This is a genomic window from Allohoeflea poritis, assembly GCF_027889715.1.
Taxonomy (GTDB): Bacteria; Pseudomonadota; Alphaproteobacteria; order Rhizobiales; family Rhizobiaceae; genus Hoeflea_A; species Hoeflea_A poritis.
The window spans coordinates 339,165-362,896 of sequence record NZ_JAPJZH010000001.1 but is presented as its reverse complement, the minus strand read 5'-3'; the positions used below and the strand labels follow the sequence as shown (position 1 = coordinate 362,896).

Here is a 23,732-nt window from a genome sequence, read left to right as displayed (position 1 = left end):
TTGCGTATTTGTCCGGTAGTGCGGGGTCGTCAGACCGGTGATCCAAGCGATCCGTCGCATGGCCGCGCTTCCGACAGGAACGGTGCCGGTATTCCCTCCGCCTCAAAGGCACGTTTGAAGGAGGGGCGCACTTCAAGTGCTTGAAGCATGCGTGACAGGACCGGGTAATCCGCGGGCACAAAGGCTGGAGGTGAGCCTGCCGGATAGAGCTGCGGCCAGCGAAGGCAGAGACCCGCATAGATGTCGAATATCGTCGGTTCGGCGCCAAGCAGGAAAGGATGATCGAAGCCGGAATAAAGCGCCTCGAGGATCCCGAAATGGGCCTCCAGCCGATTGCGGGTTTTTCGTGCGTGCATCGACAGGGTTGCCGGATCGGGATCGATGAATTTTTGCGGGTAGAACAGCTGCCTCAAATCCGGATGCAAGGTATTGGACAGGAAAAACAGCCATTTGAGGAAAGCCGGGCGATCGGAAGATTGGGGCGCGGGCGCAAGCTGTCCGTGACGATCCGCAAGAGTAAGTGCAATGGCCGCCGTTTCGAACACCGGCTCGCCATCGATGATGCATACCGGAATGAGTCCGGCCGGATTGAGCTTTCGGTAAGCCTCGCTTTCCTGCTCTCGCGCGGTCCGGTCCACCAGCCAGGTATTGTACGCCGCGCCGATTTCCTCGAGCACCACACGGATGACCAGTGAAGCATTGTCCGGAGCGTAGTAGAGCGTATACAAATCGGCACCTTGATCGGATTGCATGGCGCGGCCGGCGAGACCGACGCTAGTTTGCTGAATCAATCCTTGGCGTCAGTCATCCCAAGGTGCAAGTCACATTGTCTCCGAGGTTGCATTTTCCGAGGCCGCTGGGGTTCCTTGCCGGGGCTTGTTTGTGACAGATGTGTCGAGTAATCAAGAATAATGGATATGAAAATTGCATTGAACGCCCTCTCGGCACTATCGCAGCAGACACGAATGGAAGTCTTTCGGTTGCTGGTCAGGGCAGGCGATGAGGGAATGTTGTCGGGCGAGATCGGCGAAGTTCTGGGTGTTCGTCAGAACACCATGTCGACGAACCTTGCGATTTTGTTGAATGCCGGGCTTGTCCGCAATGAAAGGCAGGGCCGCAGCGTACGCTATTTCGCCGATTTCGAGGGCATTCGTTCGTTGCTTGCCTTTCTTCTGGAAGATTGCTGTGGCGGGCAGCCGGAGCGTTGCGGGCCGCTGCTTGATGAAATCGCATTTGCTTGCTGAGGGGAAGCAACATGACGAAAACCGTCTTTAGTGTGCTGTTTCTTTGCACCGGAAATTCCGCGCGGTCGATTCTGGCCGAGGCCATTCTGACACGTAATGGCGCCGGTCGTTTCAACGCTTATTCCGCCGGCTCGCATCCCAAGGGAGCGGTGCACCCCTTTGTTCTGGATCTGCTGACCAACCTGAAATACGACACCAGCGATCTGCGATCGAAATCCTGGGACGAATTCGCGGTGCCCGGAGCGCCGGAAATGGACTTCGTTTTCACCGTCTGTGACGACGCGGCGGCGGAAAGCTGCCCGGTGTGGCCCGGGCAACCGATGACAGCGCATTGGGGCGTGGCCGATCCGGCTGCGGCAACCGGAAACGAAGCATCGATTCGGCAGGAATTCGCCAATGCCTACCGGATGTTGCGAAACCGCATAACCATCTTCACAAACCTGCCACTCTCCAGCATCGACCGGCTCGCGTTGCACGAACAGCTCGCTGAAATCGGCACCAGTGAGGATACGCCTGAGACCGCTTAGGAACGGGAGGCCGGCCCTCACGATTGGCCGTGCACCTGTCGGTGCCGGCTTTCATCGGGTGATCCGTGACCGAATTTGAAACAAATGCGTTTACTTGCGGAAATTTGTGATACATATGTTTCCAAAGATCGATTGTCCTTGCAGCGGTCGACATTGTCGCAGGTGTCGCGTTGTTTTCCGCGCCCGGACAGATTTGACCGGATTACACGATGTCACACGTCTTCCCACGACATACCAAGTCGGACTTGCCCGTGATCGCCTCAGGTGAAGGCTGTTATCTCTTTGACAAAAGCGGAAAGAAGTATCTGGACGGTTCCGGCGGTGCGGCTGTCTCCTGCCTGGGCCACGGGGATCCCGAAATCGCTGCGGCCATCTCAGCACAACTTGAGAAAGTGGCGTTTGCCCATACGGGTTTCTTTACATCCGAACCGGCGGAGATGCTGGCCGACCTGCTTGCCGAGAACGGGCCTGCGGACATAGATCGCGTCTTCTTCGTTTCGGGGGGGTCGGAAGCGGTTGAGGCGGCGATCAAGCTTGCACGGCAATATTTTATCGAAACCGGTGAACCGCAGCGTCATCGGCTGATCGCCCGCCGGCAAAGCTATCACGGCAATACGCTTGGCGCACTGGCAGCAGGCGGTAATGAATGGCGGCGCCGGCCATTCGCGCCGATCATGATCGAGACATCCCACATCGCGCCCTGCTACGAATACAGGAACCGGAGGGAAGGCGAGACGGCCTTTGAATACGGACAGCGCGCCGCCGGCGAGCTTGAAGACGAAATCCTGCGCCTTGGACCGGAGACGGTTATGGCTTTCATTGCGGAGCCGGTGGTTGGCGCGACGGCCGGAGCCGTGCCGGCGGTCGAAGGTTATTTCAGGCGCATCCGGGAGATCTGCGATACATACGGCGTTCTGATGATCCTTGACGAAGTGATGTGCGGTATGGGGCGGACGGGGACGTTGTTCGCGTGCGAGCAGGAGGATGTCGCACCCGATATTGTCACCATCGCCAAAGGGCTTGGAGCCGGGTATCAGCCTGTCGGTGCGATGCTGTGTACGGCGAAACTTTACGAAGCAATTGAAAATGGTTCGGGTTTTTTCCAGCACGGCCACACCTATATCGGACATCCGGTCGCCTGCGCGGCGAGCCTGGCGGTGCTGCGTGCGATGCTGGATCGCGATCTGATCGCGCGGGTGCAAGAGAAGGGCGATCGTCTGTCGGATGCGCTGCACACGGCCTTCGGGCAGCATCCGCATGTTGGCGACATTCGCGGGCGAGGGCTGTTTCGCGGTATTGAACTGGTGGAAGACAGGGCGACCAAAGCACCCTTTTCCCCGGATCGAAATATCAATAAGCGGGTCAAGGCGGCGGCTTTCAAAGCCGGCCTGATCTGCTACCCGATGGGCGGAACAATCGATGGCGCCCGTGGCGACCACGTGCTCCTGGCACCGCCTTTCATCATTGAAGACAATCAGATCGATGAACTTGTGACCAAACTCGATTCAGCGCTCGAAGCAGTCTGACGTCAGTTCGAGGCGGTTTCCCCGTCCTTTTCGAGCAATGCAGACAGTTTTTCGACATAGCTGTCCCAGCCGCTGTCATGCATGTCCCGGCTTTCCGTTTTTCGAAAGCCGGTATGCCGGATATGCAGCGCGGTGCCGTCGTCGGCCGGCTCGAACAGAACATCGATTTCGGTAATTTCGCCGTCCCGGTCCCACTCCCAAGTGTAACGAACATGCCTATCCGGCTCGACGGCAAAAAACAGACCCTCGGCGCGGTTGCAGCGGTCTTCGCTTTCCATGAAAAGGCGATAATGTCCGCCAACCGTTGGATTGATCTCCATCCTGGTGGCTGGAGGAATGACCGTTTCCGGGCAAACCCATGCCGCAAAAACCCGGTCAGGCGGGAACGGCAGTTCGTAGCTCTTGTCTATCTTCATGCACTTCTTTCACTGCCAAAACAGTGTGCCCAAATGAGGGCCGATGTCGGTTCATAGCAAGACGCGGCACGAATCGGAGTTAACAAATTCTAACGTTCTGAAACGCTCTTGAGAATGTTTGGACACAGCATCCCCGATTTCACATCGGTGGAACTTGCGGGAAATTGTGTCGCAAACTCGGGTTCAACGAACGGTCAGGGCGTTGCCAGGATGAGTGCCTGCATAAGCAGGGCGATAGCAGCTATCCAGGCGGCAACCATTCGAATGCCGATCTTTGCCCACTGCCATCTCTTTTCACGGATGAACCAGTCGGCGACCACTAAAGGTATGCTGAAGATGAGCGCAGCCCTCAATACGTTGCCGGCGACAAACGCGGCCACGACATCCCAATGATCCGGATCCGGGGCGGAGGCTATACCGTCCAAAAGACCCGCGGCGGCAGTAAAGGCAACCACCGCCACTGCTGGCAGGGAAGCGTTCAACGCAACGAGCGCGCTCGCAGCCAAGGCGAGACCCATCAGGCACAGGCCGATCGTGGACAGGGTGAATGTCGAAGGCGGAATTGCCAGCCCGGCGACAAATGCGATGGAGAATGCGGCCAGCACCCGCATAGGTCGGTCACCGCAGTATCGGCCGGCCAGCAGGGCCGCCGCGAGCAGTGACATGGTCTGTTCTGCGGGTAACCAAGGGTGCAGCAGTCCGGCATTGAAGCCGGCCGCCGCAGTCACCGAATCATGTGCGACGGCAATTTCAGGAACGAGCACGGCCAGGACAATGACCTGAACAGCCCGCACGAACCTACCAAACGCCGAGCAGGAACGACAGGCCGCCCACAGCGATGGCTGCCCCGGCGGTGCGGACTGCCAGGCGGCCGCCGGGAACGCCAATGAGCAGGCCGAAGGCGATGCCGAACAAGTGCAGAAGACCCGTCGCCAGAACAAAGCCGATAGAGTAGGTGATCGGGCTGTTCGCGGACGGCAGTTCGGTGCCATGCGCATGTCCGTGAAAGATGCCGAAACATCCGACCACGATTATGGCGATCCACAATGGCGATCGCAGGGCCAGGGCGATGAGCACGCCGAGGACGACGGAGGAGGCAGCGATGCCGGCCTCCACCGCCGGCAGCGGAACGCCGGCGATTCCAAGGACACCGCCAAATGCCATTATGAGTGGAAAGACGATCGGCAGTATCCAGATGGCGGGCCTTCCCAGGAAGGCGCCCCAGAGACCCACGGCCACCATCGCCAGGACGTGATCCCAGCCGTAAAACGGATGCGAAAAGCCGGACATGAAGCCGCCGACAAATCCCGGATCTTCAGTGTGCGCGGCGGCCGGTTGCCCCCATAGAAGGAGGGGCAAGATCACGGCCGCGCATAGCGTGCTTGTCCTCAGGCATATGCTGCGGTTCTGGATCATCATCTATCTTCTGACGGTTGAGCGGCGCATGCCGCCTGAAGGGTGAAGTTACGGATTTCGAGTGGCAATTGCGGGCATATTTATACAAAGCCCGTGACGCTGCAAGCGGTAAGGGAAATTTGCTGGCGATTGCAGGATTTTCGAAAACAACCCGCGTTCGGAACATGATTTTTTCAGACGTCAAATCCACTTGCTCATGATGGGAGACGCATGATTGCAATTCGCGTCAGCACGACATTCCCACCAACAAACTCCATAGCGTAATCGTTGTTTTCACTGTTGAAAATGACATCTTCTCAAACTGAAGACCATGATGTCGAACGAGCCGAATTCCGCGAGCGTTGAACGAAAACGATGCTGGAACAAGTTTGAAGGCTGGCCGGTTTCTCACCATCGCACGACGGGATTATCTTCGCACAATATCTCCTCAAAAGGGATGTTTCCGATCCTTGCTGCGCTGCCTGAAAAGCTGGACATGAAACTGCCTATGATTTTTCGGGTTGCCGCAAGGCAAAAGAGATCGACGATTGCAGCCTCCAGCGCTTCGTCCGTCAATCGGCCAATGATCCTGCGTGGCGACGGCAGGATGCGGTCTCCAAATCGAGCACGTACGGCTTCTTCTTCAGCGGGATCATCACTCGACATAAAGAAATTGACAGTCGGATCGGAGCGCACCAGGGCGTCCATCCGCTCCAAAAACATGTGTGTCGGACTGTAGTCCCGTGACGGCAGGTGATCGGTCCGGCGAACATGAACACCAACCGTATTGTCAAACCGGGATGTGATTGCGTCGATCCTCGGCCGCAAATGCGCCGCTGGGCGAAATTTGTAGAACGGTTCGTCGGAACGGTAGAATGCCCGCCAGCATTTGATGTGGGTGCGTCTTCTTTCGGCAAATCGTCTGAAATCGAAATCGCCTTCCATCAGTGCTTCGATTTCCCGGCCGCGATAATCCGGCCTGAGATAGTCAAATCGGCAGTAGCGCTCGTAGTTGTATCTGATCTTGACCCTCTTGGACCAATCGAGTTTCGAAAATGTCAGAACCGACCGGAATTCCGGTGGCCGTTCCAGAAATTGCTGAAGATTGCAGCCCAGATCCCGGTTCTTGACCCAAACCAGCCGGACGGGCTGACCGATATCGCGTGCAAGCGCGATGCCGCTGTGCATGGCGTGCAAGCGGTTGCCAATACCGCCTTCCGGTTCAATGGTCAGCATCAGGTCAATTCACAAGTTGAAAACACACCGGCCAAAAATAACCAATTCTTTGATAGTCGCTAGCAAAATGAGCAGATTGTGTAATATATACCGCTGCATAACGGCCAAGCTCAATGGGGGCAATGTTGGAGTCGAACAAGTACGAGTGTGTCTACCGACTGGCGAATAAGGATGTCGCGTCGGAGGAGTTCGATGGCGAGTTCGTTGTCCTCGATCTGAACAACGGCCGATATTATTCGATGGATGGCTCGGCTGCCATTGTTTGGAAGGCGCTGACGGAAGGTTCATCGCCAAACCACCTGGCCGCTGCCTGCGAAGATGCAGGTCATTTTGTTCCGGAGACTATCTACGGCTTTTGCGACCAGCTGGAGTCCTACGGTCTTCTTGTGCCCACAACGGACCGCTCCGATATCGCCCTGCCGCTGGCGCTGGCACAGGCCATCCGATCGAAGCAACTGCCGCCGGAGACCACGATGTTTGACGATTTGGCCGAACTTATGATGGCCGACCCGATCCATGAGGTTGATGAGGCGGAGGGCTGGCCAGTACGTAAGCCGGTGCCAAACGGTGCGGCAGATTAACATCGGCAATGTCCATGAATTCGCCAGCGATGCCATCGACACAGCAAGCCGTATAGAGCTTGATCCGAACCGACACCGCAGTTTCGGGCTGCCGGACCTGAATGTCGAAGTCCGGTCGACGGACCGAAAATACATTGATCTTTGCGAAACGGCGTTCGCTGACCAGCCGGCTTCCAGAAGCGCCAACGAGCGGAAGATAACTGTTTCCGTCGTCAATCGAAAGTCGTCAGAATCGCTTCCGTCAGCCTTGTGGGACGAGCCGGAATTTTCAATCAGGCGTATGGCGGATACGCTGCAAAGCAACGGTTTCGAGGGTGTTTTCGAGTTCGACTACAGGCTTTGGCAGTTCCTGCGTGCTGATGACGGCGCCTGCATCCAGCTCATGCAGACCGCGGATGCATACCCGCCCTGGGAAGCCGCGTTTCCGCTGAGACAGTTTGTTCACTGGGCCTATCAACGCTCTGACATGCTGCTGGCCCATGCGGGCACGCTTGGGTTGAATGGATCCGGAATCCTGCTGGCCGGCGCTGGCGGGGCCGGCAAGTCCGGTACGGTCCTCGCCGGCATCCTCAATAGGCTCCAAACCTGCGGCGATGATTATGTCGTTGTTGGCAGGAGTGGCGAGACCTGGACCGCGCGCCCGGTGGTCCGGTTGATGAAGCAAGACGCCGATGGTCTCGCCAGGGCCGGCCTCGATACCGGTTCGGGCGATTTTGGCGACGTAAACTGGCAAAATAAATATGTCTTTGATTACGATGCCCTTGTGCCCGGTTCGGCGGCCGTATCGCTGAATTTGCGGGCGATATTGATTCCGTGCATAGCACATGCTCCGAGGACCGAGCTCCGCCCGGCCAACGGCCGCGAGGCCCTGCTGGCGCTCGCTCCGAGCAGTCTCTACCAACTCAAGGGTGGCTGGACGAACACCATGAAAATGTCCGCCGAGATCTGCCGCCATCTGCCGGCCTACCATGTCGAACTCGGCGGCAATCCGCGGGAAATCTCCGAAACGATTTCTGAGTTCATGGAAAGGCTGTCGGCATGAAGGTCGCCATTTTGATGGCCGTACACAACGACAGGCCTTTCATTGAAGACGCGCTTCATTCTGTGCTTCGGCAAAGCGAAAGCACTGAATTGGACATTGTCGTCGTCAATGACGGATCCGACGACGGTACTGAAACGGTTTTGCAGGACATGGCGCGTGCCTTTCCCGAAATCCGCGTGATCGACACGGAAAACAGGGGTGTAACGCGGGCGCGCAATCGCGGACTCGAGGCTCTTCGGCCGGACACGGATCTGGTGACATTCCTGGACGGCGACGACCTGATGGCCGACGGCCGGATCGAACGGGATTGCGCTGCGTTTGCCCGGGATCCCGATCTCGCGATGATCTATTCGAAATTGTGCTATTTCGAACACTCCGATCCCGGCGCCTTTGTACCATCCTCCGACAGTCGCACGCTCGTCAGCCGTTCCATCCACTTGAGTTCGGGGATGTTCAGGCTTTCTTTGCTTAAGGGCGTTGGCCTGTTCGACGAGGAATTCGAACAGGCCGAGGACACGGATTTCATATTGCGAATACTGGAAACATCACCCAAATATCTCGTCAGCGACTCTATCGCACACTACTATCGCAGGCATCCCGGAAGCATGACCAGGAATAGACAAATAGCGGCTCGCGAGTTTGCCCGAGCAATGCTCAAGGCGACCAAACGCAGAAAGTTGCTGGGCAACTACCGATTGCCGAACGACATATTCGATGTATTGCAGGACGAGGAGGCGGCAACTTGGATTTGAGCGACAACTACACGGTCATCATTCCCGCCTACAACGCAGAAGACACGATCGGCGAAGCCGTGCAGTCAATCCTTGCCCAAACCGTTCCGGCGCAAGAAATTATCATTGTTGATGACGGGTCCACCGACAACACTGCCGGCGCGGTTGGCGTCTTCGGTAGCAAGGTGAAGCTGATAAAGCAGCAAAACAGCGGCGTGGCCGCCGCGACAAATACGGCGCTCAAAGCCGTCGCCACACCGCTTCTGGCGGCGCTCGATGCTGACGACATCTGGAAGCCGGACAAGATGGCGATGCAATTGCGGCATCTCTACAACAATCCGCAGACCGGGGCCGTCTTCTGTCGGGGGATAACCTTCAGGGACATCGCCGGAAAGAGGGAATACAAGAACGCGCAGGACATCTGGGGCCGCTCCGCAATGTTGATCAAATCGGCCGATGCCATTGCAAATGGCGATCTTATCGAGCCGCCTGGCGGACTTGGCGATATGGTCGACTGGATCGCGCGGCTGCGCGAGAATGGAGTTCAACTGGATCTCATGCCTGATGTTCTCGTGGAGCGCAGGATACGCCCGGGAAGCATGACCTTCTCAAGACGCGGGATCGACAACAAGGGCTACGTATTTGTCGCCCGCGAAGCGATTCTTCGCAGGCGCGCCGCGGCAAAACGCCAGGGCTAACAGTCGATGGCTTCCCCTGAGCGGTTTTCCGAAAGTCGCCATTTCCCCAACTACAGCTGGGCCTGGCCGCGCGGAAGCACAGAAACATTGATCCGTGCCGCCGCCTGGACGGATGAACGGGGCGCCGCGGACCTATTTCGACAATGGATGGCTGAAACGGACATCGACGATGTTACCTACGCCGAACAGCGCCTGCTCCTGGCGATCGCCGCGCGGTTTCCGCAGGAGCGCGTTGAAGTTCCGCACAGGGCGCGCCTGACAGGCATCCAACGCATGCTCTGGTCGAAGTCCCGACTGGCGATAAAGGCTGCCGAACCGGCATTTGACAAGCTACGCGGAGCCGGGATCGATGTCCTGGTTTTCAAGGGCGCGGCACGCGCCGCGGTCAACATGAATGAGCTGAAAGGCCGCGTTGCGCATGATGTCGACATACTGGTGAAGGGAGACCATTTCCCGAATGCGCTAAAACTCCTGACAAATGATGGCTGGCAACCCTCCAACGGATGTTCAGCAGTCTATTGCCAGGCCGTTGCGCCATCCATCCGTGGAATCAACCTTTTTCGCGGCAGATATGGGGACATCGATCTGCACCAGCGCGTGCTTCACCAATACACGGTTCTGGACCCGGCGGAATCCGAGATCTGGAGCCGGGCGCGCAAGGTCTCGTTTCTGGGGGGAGAAGCCTTTATTTCCGATCCAACGGACGCTCTGGTGATCGCCATTGCCCATGGCGGGTTGGACGGACACAATCACAGCGACTGGATCGTCGACAGCGCGATGCTTGTCGCGGAAAACCAAATCGACTGGGATCTTTTTCTGAGCCAGTGCCGACAGTATGGAATTATGCCGCACGCGGCGATTGCCCTGACGTTCCTGGCACAGCGCCTGCAGTCGGCCATTCCGGCTGATGTGATCGAGGCAGTCGCTTCCGAGGGAAGGGCGTCAAAACCCGCCTTGTTCAGTGCACTTTTTCAATCGCATCCAAAACGGCAGCACAATGCGTTCGGGTTGGTTGGGCGGACAATTTCCAAGCAATGGCGGCTCTACCGCACCCGTTCAGAGGACCGCAGGGCATCGCCCTATCTTTCCGATATCCGATTGCGGCGGACGCGCAAGGAGCGGCCCATTGCTGGTGACGTTCAGCCGGAGCACACATTTGCATTCCCATTGCCGGATGGTCGGCCAAACTCGGTGTCATTCACCATCGCTGTGCGAACAGGGCCGATGCGTCGAAGATATGTGTTCGAGCTGAATTCGGGTCAAAGGCACATAGCCCGCTTCGTCTGCCGGCATGCGGGACGGCAAAAGACACTGATGCTTTCCGGTTCATGTCGGTTGCCGCATGATTTGCCTTCCGGCGATGACCCCCTGGTTCTTTATGCGCGGCCAAGCAAGTGCTTTTCCGGCGGATACAAGGGCGATGAAGACGCTCTGTATGCAGCAGCCCAATTCCGCATGGTGTCATGCCGCTTCCACTAGCATCACCCTTGCCGGAAGCCGCATAGTTTCCGATGCTGACCGGTGTATTACTCTTGTGGCAAAAGCGATGCTGGAAGGAGCTTTCGGATGTGCGAACTGTTCGGTGTCTCGACCTCGGAACCAGTTCGGTTGTATTGCAGCCTGGACGAGTTCGCCAAGCACGGCGGTGGGTCGCACGTTAACCGGTCCGGATGGGGCGTGGCCTATTACGAGGACAATGATGTCCTTCTCATACGCGAGGCGCTTCCGGCCGTTCAAAGCCCCTGGATCGGCTTTCTCGAAAGTCACGGCCTGACCAGCAATTGTACAATCTGCCACGTGCGCTATGCGAGCGTGGGCGCGCCGTCGATCGTCAATACGCATCCGTTCCGTCGGGAACTGGGCGGCCATATGCACGTATTTGCCCACAATGGCACCCTGTCGTCGATTGAGAAGAAATTACCTTTTGAATCCAGCGAGTTCCGACCGGTTGGGCAGACCGATTCCGAATATGCGTTTTGCATCCTGCTTCAGCGCCTGGCGCCCCTATGGCAAGCATCGGCAACCGAAGCGCCGGCGCTTGCGGACCGGTTGAATGTGGTCGTGCAAACGGCTGCCGATTTACGTCGGCAGGGCGCCGCCAATTTCCTGTATGCCGACGGGGACGTCCTGTTCGCCCATGCAGATCGGCGGCGCTTCGATGTTGACGGGGAATTCGGCGAACCAAGGCCCCCGGGGCTGTGCCTCGGCTATACCCGCGATCTGGTCAAAGGAATGGAAATCAAATGGCCTGTGACCGCGACGGCCGGAATACTCGTTGCCAGCGTACCGCTTACAGGGGAAGGGTGGGTACCATTGGAGGAGGGCACGGTTATCGCGCTGCGCGAAGGCGAAGAGGTCGCAAGGGTGTCATCCTGACGTTGGGTTGTCGGCCTCGCGGCATCGTGCTCAGAAGTAGATGTCGCTGACATCGATGCCGTAGCGCTGGCTCCATGCGTTGACAAGAGGCAGATCCAGTTCGGCGGGCAGGGCTGAAAAGCCTTGCGTGCCGCCGGACAGAATGTTCTCGCAACACCGGTTGTGCGCGGTGAATATGGGATCGATGAAAAACATCGTCGTGGGAGAATCCAGAAGGAAATTCAGGGGTGCCTTGTTCGCCACGACTCGTTCCGGCGGGTAGTCGTCGCCAAACTCGTCGTCCGCGCCCATATTGACGAGAAGGACATCATCATTGATCTCTGACGGACTAAAGAGCGACTGCAACAATCCACTGAATCCCGTGGCAAAAATAACCGCATAGGACCCATTGATCGCGTCAAGCAGCTCAGGGCTTCTGGTGCTTCTGAGAGCGGAAAAACCGGCAGACGCAGCGCTTTCCAGATAGTCATCCCTGATATCCACGACAGTAAGGTTAGCGCCTTCGGCGGACAGGTAGCGGGCAATACCGCGGCCCACCTTGCCATAGCCGAACAGCACGATCTTCCTGTCCTTGAGGTCGGGGGTGACAAATTGCTTGAGCGCGCGCACACAGGCCTCTCCCGTTCCGAACATGCCCTCCAGACATTTCAGCTTCGAAAGATCGAGGCTGTAGATCGGCAGGTCGGTCTCGAGATTACTGTAGACAGGCGTTCCAGACTGGGTCAGTTCCACATAACCGCGCTCAATTCGAACGTTTTCCATCGCTGGAACCTGCGCGCAGCAATCCAATGCAATATCGAAAGTGCCGCTGATCCGCCGATGATTCAGTTCCAACGTTGCACCTGCTTCTTCCAGCAGGTTGACGCATTCCGGTTTGGGCTCGAGGCCGGGTAAATCCAGATGTGTGACGGTCACATCCGCCCCGCCGAGGTAAAGCGGTTCGAGCTTCAGCATCGTTTCCCGCGTAAGCGGTATGTTGTGGAGGATTCGTATCCCTTCAAGCGGCCTGGTCTGCGCCCATTCGGATACCAGATCCTTTAAAAACGGAAAGTCGCCCACATACGCGCTGTTGAAGCGCTGCAGTTTTTGAATGTCCATGCCGGAATCGCCCGATTTGCTCCAATGGTCGCCAAGCGTGTCGTGCCGTTTGGAGCATCCCTACGGCAGTGTCGGGTGGTCGGCAAGCGCCGATCATCCAATATTCTGGTTATATTTCAGCGTGCCCAGGGGCGCGTCTCTCACGCGAAAACAGAAAGCCCCGCAACGGTTGCGATGGGCGGATCACAAGACGTTGCGGGGCCTAGAAAGCCAGCATGTCCTCTATGCATATTATGCAATCCTGGCTTTCGGTTCCTGTAGTCGCACTTCCTCAACAAATTATTGCATTTTATACGCTTTTTCTCAAGATCAGTCGAGATTTCTCATTCAGTCAAAACTAAAACTATACAAAATGCATAATCCGAATTACACCGTCGGCTAACTAACCGCAATTCAATTGGCGATGCAAGCTTTGCTGGAAATATTTCACTCCTCGCCTTGTGCAAAAGTGACGTCGCCTGTCAGTCCTTTGACATAAGCCGCATTCGACGGATCTGCACGGTTCCCATTGTTCTCTGCAAAGGCAGGTGACTCTGCGCCTTCCTGCCTCTCTCGGTTGTGCGCCATTATAGCAATATTAGACAAATAAAAAATCCATAAAATTTAATTGATGAATGCCGGCTCCGCCGGTGAGTCAGAGGAAAGCGCCAGTTGAGAATCAATCCCGACGGTTTGTTATCAATATAACCGGCGAAACAAAACTTTCATTTCAAACTCATAAAATTGTCGACCTGCCGCGATCCCACCCGGAAAGAAAGCGAGCGGGAATTGCGCGTTACAAATCTGCAGGCGATGCCAGTGGCGAACCCCTCGGTATGCGTTGAACTATGGGGGTTTTTGAGGTTTCGTTACGGAGTGCGCAGCGCCGTTGGAGGGGCTCGTATAGTCCAGGCTTCGTATTTGGCCGTCCGGACATCAAAATGCCAAATCGTCGCAAGCAAATCCATTGCCTGAAATATAAAAAGAATAAATATTTTACCAATAGCTAAAAAAATGAGAAACGGATAAATATAAATTACAATTAAAAATAAACATCAAGAATAGCGATATTGAGAAGAGTATATGCAGGTATTGTCGCCGGGTGTTTGATTGTTGCTGTTGCACAAAGATCATGATCGTGTGGGTGGCAGATGCAGCAACCCGTCAGGCTGCCCGCAAGACTTACTTCAGCTCCGGGCTGGTCCCGTCGAACCGCCGATGACCAGCTCGGTCTCCCAAAGTTCATGCGACGGTTCCATGCCGGGATTTTCGATCGCGTCGATCAGCATCTCGGCACACCGCTTGCCCGCTGCCTTGATTGAGGACCGCAAGGCGGTGAACATTGGAATGTCGCCGCTGTTCGACAGGAAAGACAGCATATCGTCGTGGGTGACGATCGAAATGTCCCGACCCGGCTCCATTCCTGCCTCCTGTATCGCGCGCAAGGCGCCCAGGGCCGGCAAGATGCTGGAGCACAATACGGCCGTCGGAGGGTTGGCAAGCGCCAGCATCTTATGCATGCAGCGGTATCCGTAGGGTTCCATCATATCCTCGGAGAACATGATCTGCGGGTCGGCGTCGATCTGCGCCTCCTTCAGAGCGTCCATGTAGCCCATGCGCCTGCGCTGCGCGAAGGTCATGGATTCAAGACCGTTCAGAAGTCCTATGCGCCGGTGTCCGAGATCGGCGAGAAATCGGGTCGCGCGTTCGAAGGAGCGGCGGTTGTTGATGTCCAGCCAGGAGTAGCTGTCATCGTCATCGGCGCTTCTGCCATGAACGACAAACGGCATCTTCAGTTTCTGCAGCAGGGCAATGCGCGTATCGTTGACGAGCGGTGCGTGAACCATCATGCCGTCCACGCGCTTGCTGGCGATCAGCTTGTGATACGTGTTCTCTTCCTGCGCGCGGGGAACGATGGACATCAGCATGTCATAGCCCGCCCCGGAGTATACTTCTCCAACGCCGGCGATGAAATCGGAGAAGAGGGGGTTGATCATCATGTGGTCGGATTGCGGGACCACATGGCCGATTGTCTTCGATTTCCCTGTCGCCAGTTTCTTCGCATGCGGGCTGGGCGAGTAGTTCAGCTGCTGCGCCATGTCGAGAACCTTGCGCCGGGTCTTCTCGCTGACTTCCGGAAAGCCGTTCAACGCGCGGCTTACAGTCGTCTGCGAAATGCCGAGTGCCTCGGCCAGTTGTTTGAGGTTCACGCTCATCGGACATCCAAAGCGATTTGAAAACAGGCGCACAGCTAGTCATATTTTACGGATATTGGCAATACGCCCATCGGGTAATGGGGTTAATGCCTGCATGAAATTAAATCGATTAAAAAAGCCTGTTGAAAAAAATATAACAAAAACAACAGCTAGTTGAATTCGATTGCCGCGTTATCAGAAAATGCCGACAATCGCGTTGACAAGGTCTGCCGATAGCGGCATTTTGATTGGAATTCAAACCGCTTTGAATTTTTCGGATTGAAGACTGAATTTATTACCGGTGCGGGCAAACCGCACAACGCTATTCGGGAGGAATCGTCATGAAAAAAGGCACCGCTGTTGCGGCGTTTGTATGCGCGCTCGGTCTGGGCACCGCGCTTTCTGGAGTAGCCCAAGCGCAGGAACTCGTGTTCAAGCCCGGTGAGGACGGGCGCTTCAATTGGGCAAGCTACGAAGCCCTGAAGGGCATGGACCTTTCAGGCGAAAAGATCACCGTGTTCGGCCCGTGGACCGGCGCTGACCTCGAGTTGGTGAATGGCATGATCGCCTATTTCGAAGCCGCCACTGGCGCCGACGTGGAATACACCGGATCGGATTCCTTCGAGCAGCAGATCGTCATTGACACGCAGGCCGGCAGCCCCGCCAATATTGCGGTCTTTCCACAGCCCGGCCTTGCAGCCGACCTCGCGGCCAAAGGGCTTCTGACGCCGCTTGGTGATGAGACCCGCGACTGGGTTGCCGAGAATTATGCGGCCGGCCAGTCCTGGGTGGATCTCGGAACCTATACCGACAAGGACGGCAATCCCGGCTACTTTGCATTTCCGTTCAAGGCCGATGTGAAATCCCTGGTCTGGTACTCGCCGGAGAACTTCGAGGACGCCGGATACGATGTTCCCCAGACAATGGAAGAGCTCAAGGAACTGACCGACCAGATCGTTGCCGATGGCGGCACGCCATGGTGCATCGGTCTTGGTTCCGGCGGCGCGACCGGCTGGCCGGCGACCGACTGGGTCGAAGAATTCATGCTGCGCACCCAGGCACCGGACGTTTACGACAAATGGGTCCGCAACGAGATCCCCTTCAACGATCCGGCCGTGATCGCGGCAATCGAGGAGTTCGGCGCATTTGCCCGCAATGACGACTATGTCGACGGCGGCGCAGAGGCGGTGGCAACCACCGATTTCCGTGACAGCCCGAAAGGTCTGTTTGCCTCGCCGCCGAAGTGCTACATGCACCGCCAGGCGTCGTTCATTCCGTCTTTTTTCCCTGAAGGCACTGTGCTTGGCGAGGATGCCGACTTCTTTTATTTCCCGGCCTATGCAGGCAAGGATCTCGGCAAACCGGTTCTGGGTGCCGGAACGCTCTTCGCGATTACGGCAGACTCCAAGGGCGCGCGGGCATTCATCGACTACCTGAAATCACCGATCGCCCACGAGGTCTGGATGGCCCGTTCCGGTTTCCTGACGCCGCATAAGGGCGTCAATCCGGACACCTACGCCAACGAGACCCTGAAGAAGCAGGGACAGATCCTGACCGATGCGACCACGTTCCGCTTTGACGGTTCGGACCTGATGCCCGGCAAGATCGGCGCAGGCGCCTTCTGGACGGGAATGGTGGACTACGCAGGCGGCAAGCCGGCTGCCGACGTTACGGCGGAAATCCAGGAAAACTGGGACGCACTCAAGTAACGCCAGCACCTGCTGCGACTGCGTAAGGCCCGGGCTCGTCCTCCCGGTCCGGGCCTTGGATCCCCGAACCTTTCGTTCGGGGCGCACGGGAGGTGTCTACTCAACACCGTTTTACGATCGCCTTTCTCTGCGAGGGGAAGCTTGAAAGGGCAGAGCGATGAATCAGCTGGTTTTTGCTACGATAACGATGGTGCTCGGCGTCGCCGGATGTGCCGCCTATTTCCTGGCCTCCAACTGGATACTGGATGCCATCCTGCCGTCCAAGGAGGGCGACGGAGAGCGGGCGATCCGCAATCTGAGGCTCGCCAATACGATCCGGCCCTGGCTGTTTCTGGCGCCGGCGCTGCTGGCGCTCGGTGTCTACCTGTTCTTTCCCGTCGTCTCATCGCTGCAGCTCTCATTCTTCGGGCGCTCGGGAGAAGAGTTCGTCGGCCTTTCCAACTACACCTGGATGCTCGGGGACGGCGAGTTTCACGAATCCATGCTCAACAACATGCTGTGGCTGGTCTTTGTTCCGGCTGCCGCGACATTCTTCGGGCTGGTCATCGCCGCGATGACCGATCGGGTGTGGTGGGGCAATATCGCCAAGAGCCTGATCTTCATGCCCATGGCGATTTCCTTTATCGGCGCCGCCGTCATCTGGAAATTCATCTACGACTACCGCGAGGAGGGGGCGGAACAGATCGGCCTGCTCAACGCGCTGGTCGTCTTCTTCGGCGGCGAGCCGCAGGCCTGGATCACGGTGCCCTTCTATAACAATTTCTTCCTGATGATTATCCTGGTGTGGATCCAGACCGGATTTGCCATGGTCATCCTGTCGGCGGCGCTGCGCGGTATCCCTGAGGAAACCATCGAGGCGGCGGTGATCGACGGCGCCAACGGTTTGCAGATCTTCTTCAAGATCATGGTTCCGCAGATCTGGGGAACGATTGCCGTCGTCTGGACGACCATCACCATTCTCGTGCTCAAGGTCTTCGACATCGTGCTGGCGATGACCAACGGGCAGTGGAACACGCAGGTGCTCGCCAATCTCATGTTCGACTGGATGTTCCGCGGCGGCGGCGATTTCGGCCGCGGCGCGACCATCGCCATCGTCATCATGGTGCTGGTGATCCCGATCATGGTCTGGAACATCCGCCGCGCCAACGCCGAAATGGAGGGTCGCTGATATGGCTGCCGCAGCTTCCGCCAAGTCACCGCTCACCTGGGCCGTCCATGCCGGCGTTCTGTTCCTGGTGGTCATCTGGACACTGCCGACCTTCGGCCTGTTCGTGTCCTCCATTCGCGACAAGGACCAGCTCGCCGTTTCAGGCTGGTGGACGGCACTGACACCATCGGAGCAGCGCAAGATCGGCCGCTCCGGCGCCCCCGATACGCAGGTCGAAGAGAACGGCAAATATGTGCTCGAGGGCAATGTCCTTGAAGGCGAGAGCGGCGAAATAACCAAATTCGGCGTCCGCTCGCAGCAGCCCTCCGCATTCGATGCCGGCGCAACGGCGGAAATGCCGAGGGGCGAGATGATGACGGTGGAAGCCAATGGCGATTACCGGCTCGTCTCGGACGAACCCTGGACCGGCTCGCGCGGCAAGCGCATTTTCTACACGGTGACGGCGCCGCCGCGCTTCACGCTGGAAAACTACGCCAACGTGTTGCGGGCCAACGGACTGGCACAGTCCTTCATCAACTCGCTGACGGTGACAATCCCGTCAACGGTCATTCCGATCCTGATCGCGGCCTTCGCCGCCTACGCGCTGGCCTGGATGAAGTTTCCGGGCAGGGCGCTGCTCATCGCCGCTGTTGTCGGGCTGCTTGTCGTTCCGCTGCAGATGTCGCTTATTCCTCTGCTTCGCCTTTACAACGAGGCGGGCCTGATCCTCGGCGTGCCGGCCAAGACCTATGTCGGCATATGGCTGGCGCATACCGGTTTCGGTCTGCCGCTCGCCATCTATCTGCTGCGCAATTACATCGCAGGCCTGCCGCGCGAGATCATGGAATCGGCCAAGGTCGACGGCGCCAGCGACTTCGACATCTTCATCAAGATCGTCCTGCCGCTGTCCTTTCCGGCGCTCGCTTCCTTCGCGATCTTCCAGTTCCTGTGGGTCTGGAACGACCTGCTCGTGGCGATGGTCTTCCTGGGCAATGGCGACGATCAGCTTGTGCTGACCGGCCGGCTGCGCGAATTGCTTGGATCGCGCGGAGGCAATTGGGAAATCCTGACGGCGTCCGCCTTCATCAGCATCATCGTGCCGCTCATCGTCTTCTTCGCGCTGCAGCGCTATCTGGTGCGCGGTCTTCTCGCCGGTTCGGTCAAGGGTGGCTAAATGACAATTGTGGACAGGAAACTGATGTCTGAGCGTGATTCTTCCTCCCCGGTCGACACCGACTGGTGGCGCGGCGCGGTCATCTACCAGATCTATCCGCGTTCCTACCAGGACACGGATGGCGACGGCACGGGCGATCTGAAGGGCATTACCGAAAGGCTGCCGCACATCGCCTCGCTTGGCGTCGATGCGATCTGGGTGTCGCCGTTCTTCAAGTCGCCGATGCGCGATTTCGGTTATGACGTTTCAGACTACGAAGACGTCGATCCGATGTTCGGCACGATCGGCGACTTCAAGGAAATGGTCGACAACGCACATGCGCTCGGCCTGAAAGTGATGATCGACCAGGTCCTGTCCCACTCGTCGAGCGAGCACCCGTGGTTCATCGAGAGCCGCAGCTCGCGAACAAACGACAAGGCCGACTGGTATGTATGGGCTGACGCGAAGCCGGACGGATCGCCACCCAACAACTGGCTGTCGATCTTCGGCGGCTCGGCCTGGCAGTGGGAAACGGGACGCAGGCAGTATTATCTGCACAATTTCCTTGCCTCGCAGCCGGACTTCAACCTGCACAATCCCGAAGTGCAGGACGCGCTGCTAAGCTCAGTGCGCTTCTGGCTGGACCTCGGCGTCGACGGTTTCCGGCTGGATACCATCAATTTCTATTTCCACGACCAGCAACTGCGGGACAATCCGCCGCTGGTGCCGGAGCTGCGCAATGCCAGCATCGCGCCGGACGTCAATCCCTACAATTTCCAGGATCATCTTTACGACAAGAACCAGCCGGATAACCTCGAATTTCTGAGGCGGCTGCGCGCGCTGCTCGAGACTTATCCGGGATCGGCCGCGGTTGGAGAGGTGGGCGACGCGCAGCGCGGCCTGCAGATCGTTTCCGACTACACGTCCGGCGGCGACAAGGTGCATATGTGCTACAGCTTCGACCTGCTGTCGGCAACGCCGCCGACCGTGGGGCATCTCGGCAAGGTGGTCAGCGACTTCGAGACCACCGTCACCGACGGCTGGGCCTGCTGGGCCTTCTCCAATCACGACGTGCGCCGCCACGCCACACGCTGGTCGGAAACCTTTGGCGATACACCCCGGCACCTGAAACTGCTTGCCGGTGTTCTGCTGACCTTGCGCGGCTCGGTCTGCATCTACCAGGGCGAGGAGCTGGGGCTGCCGGAAGCCGAACTGAGTTTCGAGGATCTGCGCGATCCGTATGGAATCCAGTTCTGGCCGACATTCAAGGGCCGCGATGGCTGCAGGACGCCGATGGTGTGGAGCGCGGATGACAAGAGCGGCGGCTTCTCGTCCGGCAAACCGTGGCTGCCGGTTCCGGGTGAACATCTTGCCCTGGCGGTCGACCGGCAGGAGGCCGATCCGGACTCGGTGCTTTCGCACTACCGCAATTTCATCCGTTTCCGAAAGCAGCACCTGCCGCTCGTCAAGGGATCGGTCGAGCTCGACCATCAGAACGACAAGGTGTTCTGTTTCCGCCGCCGGCACGGCAACGAGACAATAATCTGCGCATTCAACATGTCTGACGAAACACAGACCATCGACCTGGCTGACGAGGAAGTGAGCACGCTGCGGGGCAGCGGCTTTAGCGGAACGTCAGCGGGAAAAACGATCACCATTCCGCCGATCGATGCCTATTTCGGCCTCGTAGGTTAGAACGATCCGAGGAGGGAGGAATACGATGACGGGCCTCAAAATTGCCAATGCCAAGAAAGCCTATGGCGATGTCGAAGTGCTTCACGATGTCAATCTCGACATCAAGAGGGGCGAATTCATCGTCTTTGTGGGACCGTCCGGCTGCGGCAAATCAACGCTCCTGCGCATGATCGCGGGTCTGGAGGAGATCACCTCCGGCTCGATGGAAATCGAGGGAACCGTGGTCAACGACATGCCGCCGTCCAAGCGCGGCATCGCGATGGTGTTCCAGTCCTATGCGCTCTATCCGCACATGACAGTTTACGACAACATGGCCTTCGGCATGAAGATCGCCAAGGCCTCGAAGGGCGAGATCGACCAGCGGGTGCGCGCGGCCGCCGAAAAGCTTCAGCTCACCGAATATCTGGAACGGCTGCCGAAGGCGCTCTCCGGCGGTCAGCGGCAGCGCGTCGCCATCGGCCGCGCCATTGTGCGCGATCCCAAGGTGTTCCTTTTCGACGAGCCGTTGTCGAACCTCGATGCGGCCCTGCGCGTCGCGACCCGTATCGAGATCGCCAAGCTGAAGGAAAGCATGCCCGACGCAACGATGATCTACGTCACCCACGACCAGGTCGAGGCGATGACGTTGGCGGACCGGATCGTCGTGCTTTCCGGCGGTTACATAGAGCAGGTGGGCGCGCCGATGGATCTCTACGAGGACCCGCATAACCTGTTCGTCGCCCGCTTCATCGGCTCGCCCGCCATGAACATCCTTCCGGCAACGATCGAGCAGACCGGCGCGCAGACGGTGGTGTCGCTGCAATCGGGCGACCAGGTCAAAGTGCCCGTCGCCTCGGCGGATGCCATGAAGGGGGCTTCCGTTCATTTCGGTGTGCGCCCGGAGGATCTGCGCCTGGCGGATGAGGGTGGCGGCCTGATGCACGGTACGGTCTCGATGACGGAATCGCTGGGTGAGGTGACGCTGGGATATATGGACGGCACCGGGTCTGACGAACCGATGATCGTCAAGCTGCCGGGCAACAAGGACATCCAGCGTGGTCAGCAACTGTCGCTCGATGCGGACCCGGACAAGCTGCACCTGTTCAATGATTCCGGGATATCCCTGCGCCATTTGAACTGAGCGCCGAATTAGGGATTATCGGCCTGTCGTGTTCGTGATATGTTCCTGCACACAATCAGCAGGAATATCGAAGACCATGAGCGCCAATCCCCGATTTGAGGACTGGACGGCAAAAGCCGTCGAACATCGCATCATAGAAGCGGCGGAGACACTTGCGCTGTGCCCCCGCGCCCTGGGCCCGAAGGCGTTCGGCAATGCGATGCCGGAACCGTTGCGGCGCCAGATCGACGCCTATGCGTCCAATGCGCCGCGCTACCGGCGCCGCCCGTCCGCCGGCGCGATCGACCGCATGGAAGCGTGCTGGACCTGGATCAACGCCCTTGAGGACGAGGCGGAGCGCCAGCTTCTGTATGGCTGGGCGCGCGCCAAATGCGGCCGCGGCCGCTCGCTGCGGTCGCTGGCACAACTCAAGGGCGTGAGCGGGCGCACGCTGCGGCGGGAAATCACGCGCATCTGCACCACAATCGCCGCTTCACTCAACCACGCGCACGTTCCGTGGCAAGGCGGTCCGGCTGAGCCGGCGAGGGGCTCCGGCGTCGAAGCCGGAAAGCGCGCTGACACGCCGAAATACAGCACGCATTGGCGCACACCGGACGCGCGGCCCGAAATCGATCCATCCCTGCCACCGTCGCGCACACTGACGCGCTTGATTTGAAAAATGTTCCATATTTGTTCTTTTTTCTTGCTTGTGACAAGAGAACCTTCCATATTGCGCCTGCAATTCAGGATTGAATTTTTTCGCGCGGGCAATTCAGCCGCGCCGGGCCGATGGCCCCCCGAGAGGACAACACGATGAGTGAAGATGAAGAAGACGACCCGCCGCGGACTTTGTATCCGTGGGAACACGAGCTGGACCGCATGGTTGAGGAGCGCAAGGCGCGTGCCCTGCGCGAGGGCAAGGACGAGGATTACTACCTGACGCCCGACCCGGACAAGAAGCTGACGGTCGAGGACTGCTTCCGCTATATCCGCACCGCCCAGTCGATGCCGGAGGTCTGGGACGCCTTCACGAATATGTACCTTCCGACCGACGAGGAAGAGGCGGCAGGCTATGAGCCCTCGGAGGAGGACGACAACCGGCATGTGTTATCAAACTGGTTCGACAACTGGTACCGGTTCAAGTTTCATCCCGATGTCAATGGATCGGCACTCTTTGCTCCAGGCGCCGTAATCGAGATGTTTTCAGAGGGCAAGATTGACGATTTATTCGGAGATGAGGCAATCGCCTATTTGCTTGAGAGCGAGTACATACAAAGGGGCGAAAAGTGATTTATCTCCTCGACAAGAATCCGCTTGAGGAACTCCACCAGCCCTCCCGCACCTGATTTCCTAAAGGATCCAACCGATGAGTGAAGATGAAGAAGACGACCCGCCGCGGACTTTGTATCCGTGGGAACACGAGCTGGACCGCATGGTTGAGGAGCGCAAGGCGCGCGCCCTGCGCGAGGGCAAGGACGAGAAATACTATCTGAGGCCCGACCCGGACAAGAAGCTTACGATCGAGGACTGCTTCCGCTATATCCGCACCGCCCAGTCGATGCCGGAGGTCTGGGACGCCTTCATGAACATGTACCTTCCGACCGACGAGGAAGAGGCGGCAGGCTATGAGCCCTCGGAGGAGGATGACAACCGGCATGTGCTTAGGAACTGGTTTACAAATTGGTACCGGTTCAAGTTTCATCCTGATGTCGGTGCTTTTGCGTTCCTCGCTCCACGCGTTGTTATCGAGAAGTACACTCAAGGCAAGATTGACGACATGTTCGGTCAACAGGCCATCGACTACTTGCTTGAAGACAGTGAGTTTGTGAGGGGCGACAAGTGATTTATCTCCTTGACAAGAATCCGCTTGAGGAACTCCACCAGC

At 57.9% G+C, this 23,732-nt stretch carries 25 protein-coding genes; 18 read left to right on the top strand and 7 right to left on the bottom strand.

Translation table 11 applies throughout. From position 1 onward, the window contains the following. Positions 1–29: 29 nt before the first annotated feature. Positions 30–752 carry a glutathione S-transferase family protein gene (locus tag OOZ53_RS01835; RefSeq protein ID WP_271087589.1) on the bottom strand — a complete coding sequence of 241 codons (723 nt, stop codon included), beginning with the start codon at positions 750–752 and terminating at the stop codon, positions 30–32. 159 nt (positions 753–911) lie between these two features. Here OOZ53_RS01835 and OOZ53_RS01830 point away from each other — a divergent pair, with 159 nt between their 5' ends. From OOZ53_RS01830 to OOZ53_RS01820, 3 genes are all read left to right on the top strand, one after another. Then, positions 912–1,244, top strand: coding sequence for an ArsR/SmtB family transcription factor (locus OOZ53_RS01830; RefSeq protein WP_271087588.1), 333 nt, complete (start codon positions 912–914; stop codon positions 1,242–1,244). An 11-nt stretch (positions 1,245–1,255) separates the two neighbouring features. Continuing rightward, positions 1,256–1,771 (top strand): arsenate reductase ArsC, encoded by a 516-nt coding sequence (locus OOZ53_RS01825; RefSeq protein WP_271087587.1) that lies wholly within the window; start codon positions 1,256–1,258, stop codon positions 1,769–1,771. 209 nt (positions 1,772–1,980) lie between these two features. Next, complete coding sequence (locus tag OOZ53_RS01820) at positions 1,981–3,297, top strand: aspartate aminotransferase family protein (protein ID WP_271087586.1); 1,317 nt, start codon at positions 1,981–1,983, stop codon at positions 3,295–3,297. A gap of 2 nt (positions 3,298–3,299) precedes the next feature. On the opposite strand, the gene OOZ53_RS01815 is transcribed toward OOZ53_RS01820, so the two are convergent. The 4 genes from OOZ53_RS01815 to OOZ53_RS01800 all read right to left on the bottom strand — a co-directional run bounded on the left by OOZ53_RS01815 (position 3,300) and on the right by OOZ53_RS01800 (position 5,816). After that, positions 3,300–3,713 (bottom strand): SRPBCC family protein, encoded by a 414-nt coding sequence (locus OOZ53_RS01815; RefSeq protein ID WP_271087585.1) that lies wholly within the window; start codon positions 3,711–3,713, stop codon positions 3,300–3,302. Positions 3,714–3,907: 194 nt separating this feature from the next. Further along, positions 3,908–4,477, bottom strand: a complete 570-nt coding sequence (locus OOZ53_RS01810) for a HupE/UreJ family protein (RefSeq protein ID WP_271087584.1) — start codon at positions 4,475–4,477, stop codon at positions 3,908–3,910. A 34-nt stretch (positions 4,478–4,511) separates the two neighbouring features. Continuing rightward, positions 4,512–5,129 carry a HupE/UreJ family protein gene (locus OOZ53_RS01805; protein WP_425499094.1) on the bottom strand — a complete coding sequence of 206 codons (618 nt, stop codon included), beginning with the start codon at positions 5,127–5,129 and terminating at the stop codon, positions 4,512–4,514. 387 nt (positions 5,130–5,516) lie between these two features. Continuing rightward, entirely contained in the window at positions 5,517–5,816 is a 300-nt protein-coding gene (locus tag OOZ53_RS01800; RefSeq protein WP_271087582.1) for an O-fucosyltransferase family protein, read from the bottom strand. Between the two features lie 63 nt (positions 5,817–5,879). Between OOZ53_RS01800 and OOZ53_RS01795 the strand changes: the two genes are divergently transcribed. The 7 genes from OOZ53_RS01795 to OOZ53_RS01765 all read left to right on the top strand — a co-directional run bounded on the left by OOZ53_RS01795 (position 5,880) and on the right by OOZ53_RS01765 (position 11,772). Next, a complete protein-coding gene (locus tag OOZ53_RS01795; protein WP_271087581.1) occupies positions 5,880–6,407 on the top strand; it encodes a hypothetical protein in 528 nt (175 codons plus the stop codon). A gap of 62 nt (positions 6,408–6,469) precedes the next feature. After that, positions 6,470–6,925 carry a PqqD family protein gene (locus OOZ53_RS01790; RefSeq protein ID WP_271087580.1) on the top strand — a complete coding sequence of 152 codons (456 nt, stop codon included), beginning with the start codon at positions 6,470–6,472 and terminating at the stop codon, positions 6,923–6,925. After that, on the top strand, positions 6,912–7,967 hold the full coding sequence (locus OOZ53_RS01785) for a serine kinase (RefSeq protein WP_271087579.1): 1,056 nt from the start codon (positions 6,912–6,914) through the stop codon (positions 7,965–7,967). The genes OOZ53_RS01790 and OOZ53_RS01785 overlap by 14 nt, the downstream gene beginning before the upstream one ends. Continuing rightward, positions 7,964–8,719, top strand: coding sequence for a glycosyltransferase family 2 protein (locus OOZ53_RS01780; protein WP_271087578.1), 756 nt, complete (start codon positions 7,964–7,966; stop codon positions 8,717–8,719). The genes OOZ53_RS01785 and OOZ53_RS01780 overlap by 4 nt, the downstream gene beginning before the upstream one ends. Beyond that, entirely contained in the window at positions 8,710–9,396 is a 687-nt protein-coding gene (locus tag OOZ53_RS01775) for a glycosyltransferase family A protein (protein ID WP_271087577.1), read from the top strand. Before OOZ53_RS01780 ends, OOZ53_RS01775 begins: the two co-directional genes overlap by 10 nt. 147 nt (positions 9,397–9,543) lie before the next feature. Beyond that, the gene (locus tag OOZ53_RS01770; RefSeq protein WP_271087576.1) at positions 9,544–10,875 is read left to right on the top strand and encodes a nucleotidyltransferase family protein; all 1,332 of its coding nucleotides are present in this window, start codon (positions 9,544–9,546) and stop codon (positions 10,873–10,875) included. Between the two features lie 87 nt (positions 10,876–10,962). Next, positions 10,963–11,772 (top strand): class II glutamine amidotransferase, encoded by an 810-nt coding sequence (locus OOZ53_RS01765; RefSeq protein ID WP_271087575.1) that lies wholly within the window; start codon positions 10,963–10,965, stop codon positions 11,770–11,772. A gap of 30 nt (positions 11,773–11,802) precedes the next feature. On the opposite strand, the gene OOZ53_RS01760 is transcribed toward OOZ53_RS01765, so the two are convergent. Continuing rightward, positions 11,803–12,870: an NAD-binding protein gene (locus tag OOZ53_RS01760; protein WP_271087574.1), complete on the bottom strand. Its 1,068-nt coding sequence runs from the start codon at positions 12,868–12,870 to the stop codon at positions 11,803–11,805. A gap of 1,166 nt (positions 12,871–14,036) precedes the next feature. Continuing rightward, a complete protein-coding gene (locus tag OOZ53_RS01755; protein WP_271087573.1) occupies positions 14,037–15,065 on the bottom strand; it encodes a substrate-binding domain-containing protein in 1,029 nt (342 codons plus the stop codon). A 320-nt stretch (positions 15,066–15,385) separates the two neighbouring features. Here OOZ53_RS01755 and OOZ53_RS01750 point away from each other — a divergent pair, with 320 nt between their 5' ends. From OOZ53_RS01750 to OOZ53_RS01715, 8 genes are all read left to right on the top strand, one after another. Beyond that, a complete protein-coding gene (locus OOZ53_RS01750; protein WP_271087572.1) occupies positions 15,386–16,753 on the top strand; it encodes an ABC transporter substrate-binding protein in 1,368 nt (455 codons plus the stop codon). A 157-nt stretch (positions 16,754–16,910) separates the two neighbouring features. Beyond that, positions 16,911–17,921, top strand: coding sequence for a carbohydrate ABC transporter permease (locus tag OOZ53_RS01745; protein ID WP_271087571.1), 1,011 nt, complete (start codon positions 16,911–16,913; stop codon positions 17,919–17,921). A 1-nt stretch (position 17,922) separates the two neighbouring features. Then, complete coding sequence (locus OOZ53_RS01740; protein WP_271087570.1) at positions 17,923–19,074, top strand: carbohydrate ABC transporter permease; 1,152 nt, start codon at positions 17,923–17,925, stop codon at positions 19,072–19,074. A 24-nt stretch (positions 19,075–19,098) separates the two neighbouring features. After that, complete coding sequence (gene bglA, locus OOZ53_RS01735) at positions 19,099–20,748, top strand: beta-galactosidase BglA (protein ID WP_271087569.1); 1,650 nt, start codon at positions 19,099–19,101, stop codon at positions 20,746–20,748. 25 nt (positions 20,749–20,773) lie between these two features. Beyond that, positions 20,774–21,868 carry an ABC transporter ATP-binding protein gene (locus OOZ53_RS01730; RefSeq protein WP_271087568.1) on the top strand — a complete coding sequence of 365 codons (1,095 nt, stop codon included), beginning with the start codon at positions 20,774–20,776 and terminating at the stop codon, positions 21,866–21,868. A 76-nt stretch (positions 21,869–21,944) separates the two neighbouring features. Continuing rightward, on the top strand, positions 21,945–22,523 hold the full coding sequence (locus OOZ53_RS01725; protein ID WP_271087566.1) for a DUF6362 family protein: 579 nt from the start codon (positions 21,945–21,947) through the stop codon (positions 22,521–22,523). Positions 22,524–22,660: 137 nt separating this feature from the next. Continuing rightward, a complete protein-coding gene (locus OOZ53_RS01720) occupies positions 22,661–23,137 on the top strand; it encodes a hypothetical protein (protein ID WP_271087565.1) in 477 nt (158 codons plus the stop codon). Positions 23,138–23,213: 76 nt separating this feature from the next. Then, positions 23,214–23,690 (top strand): hypothetical protein, encoded by a 477-nt coding sequence (locus OOZ53_RS01715; protein WP_271087564.1) that lies wholly within the window; start codon positions 23,214–23,216, stop codon positions 23,688–23,690. Positions 23,691–23,732 lie beyond the last annotated feature (42 nt).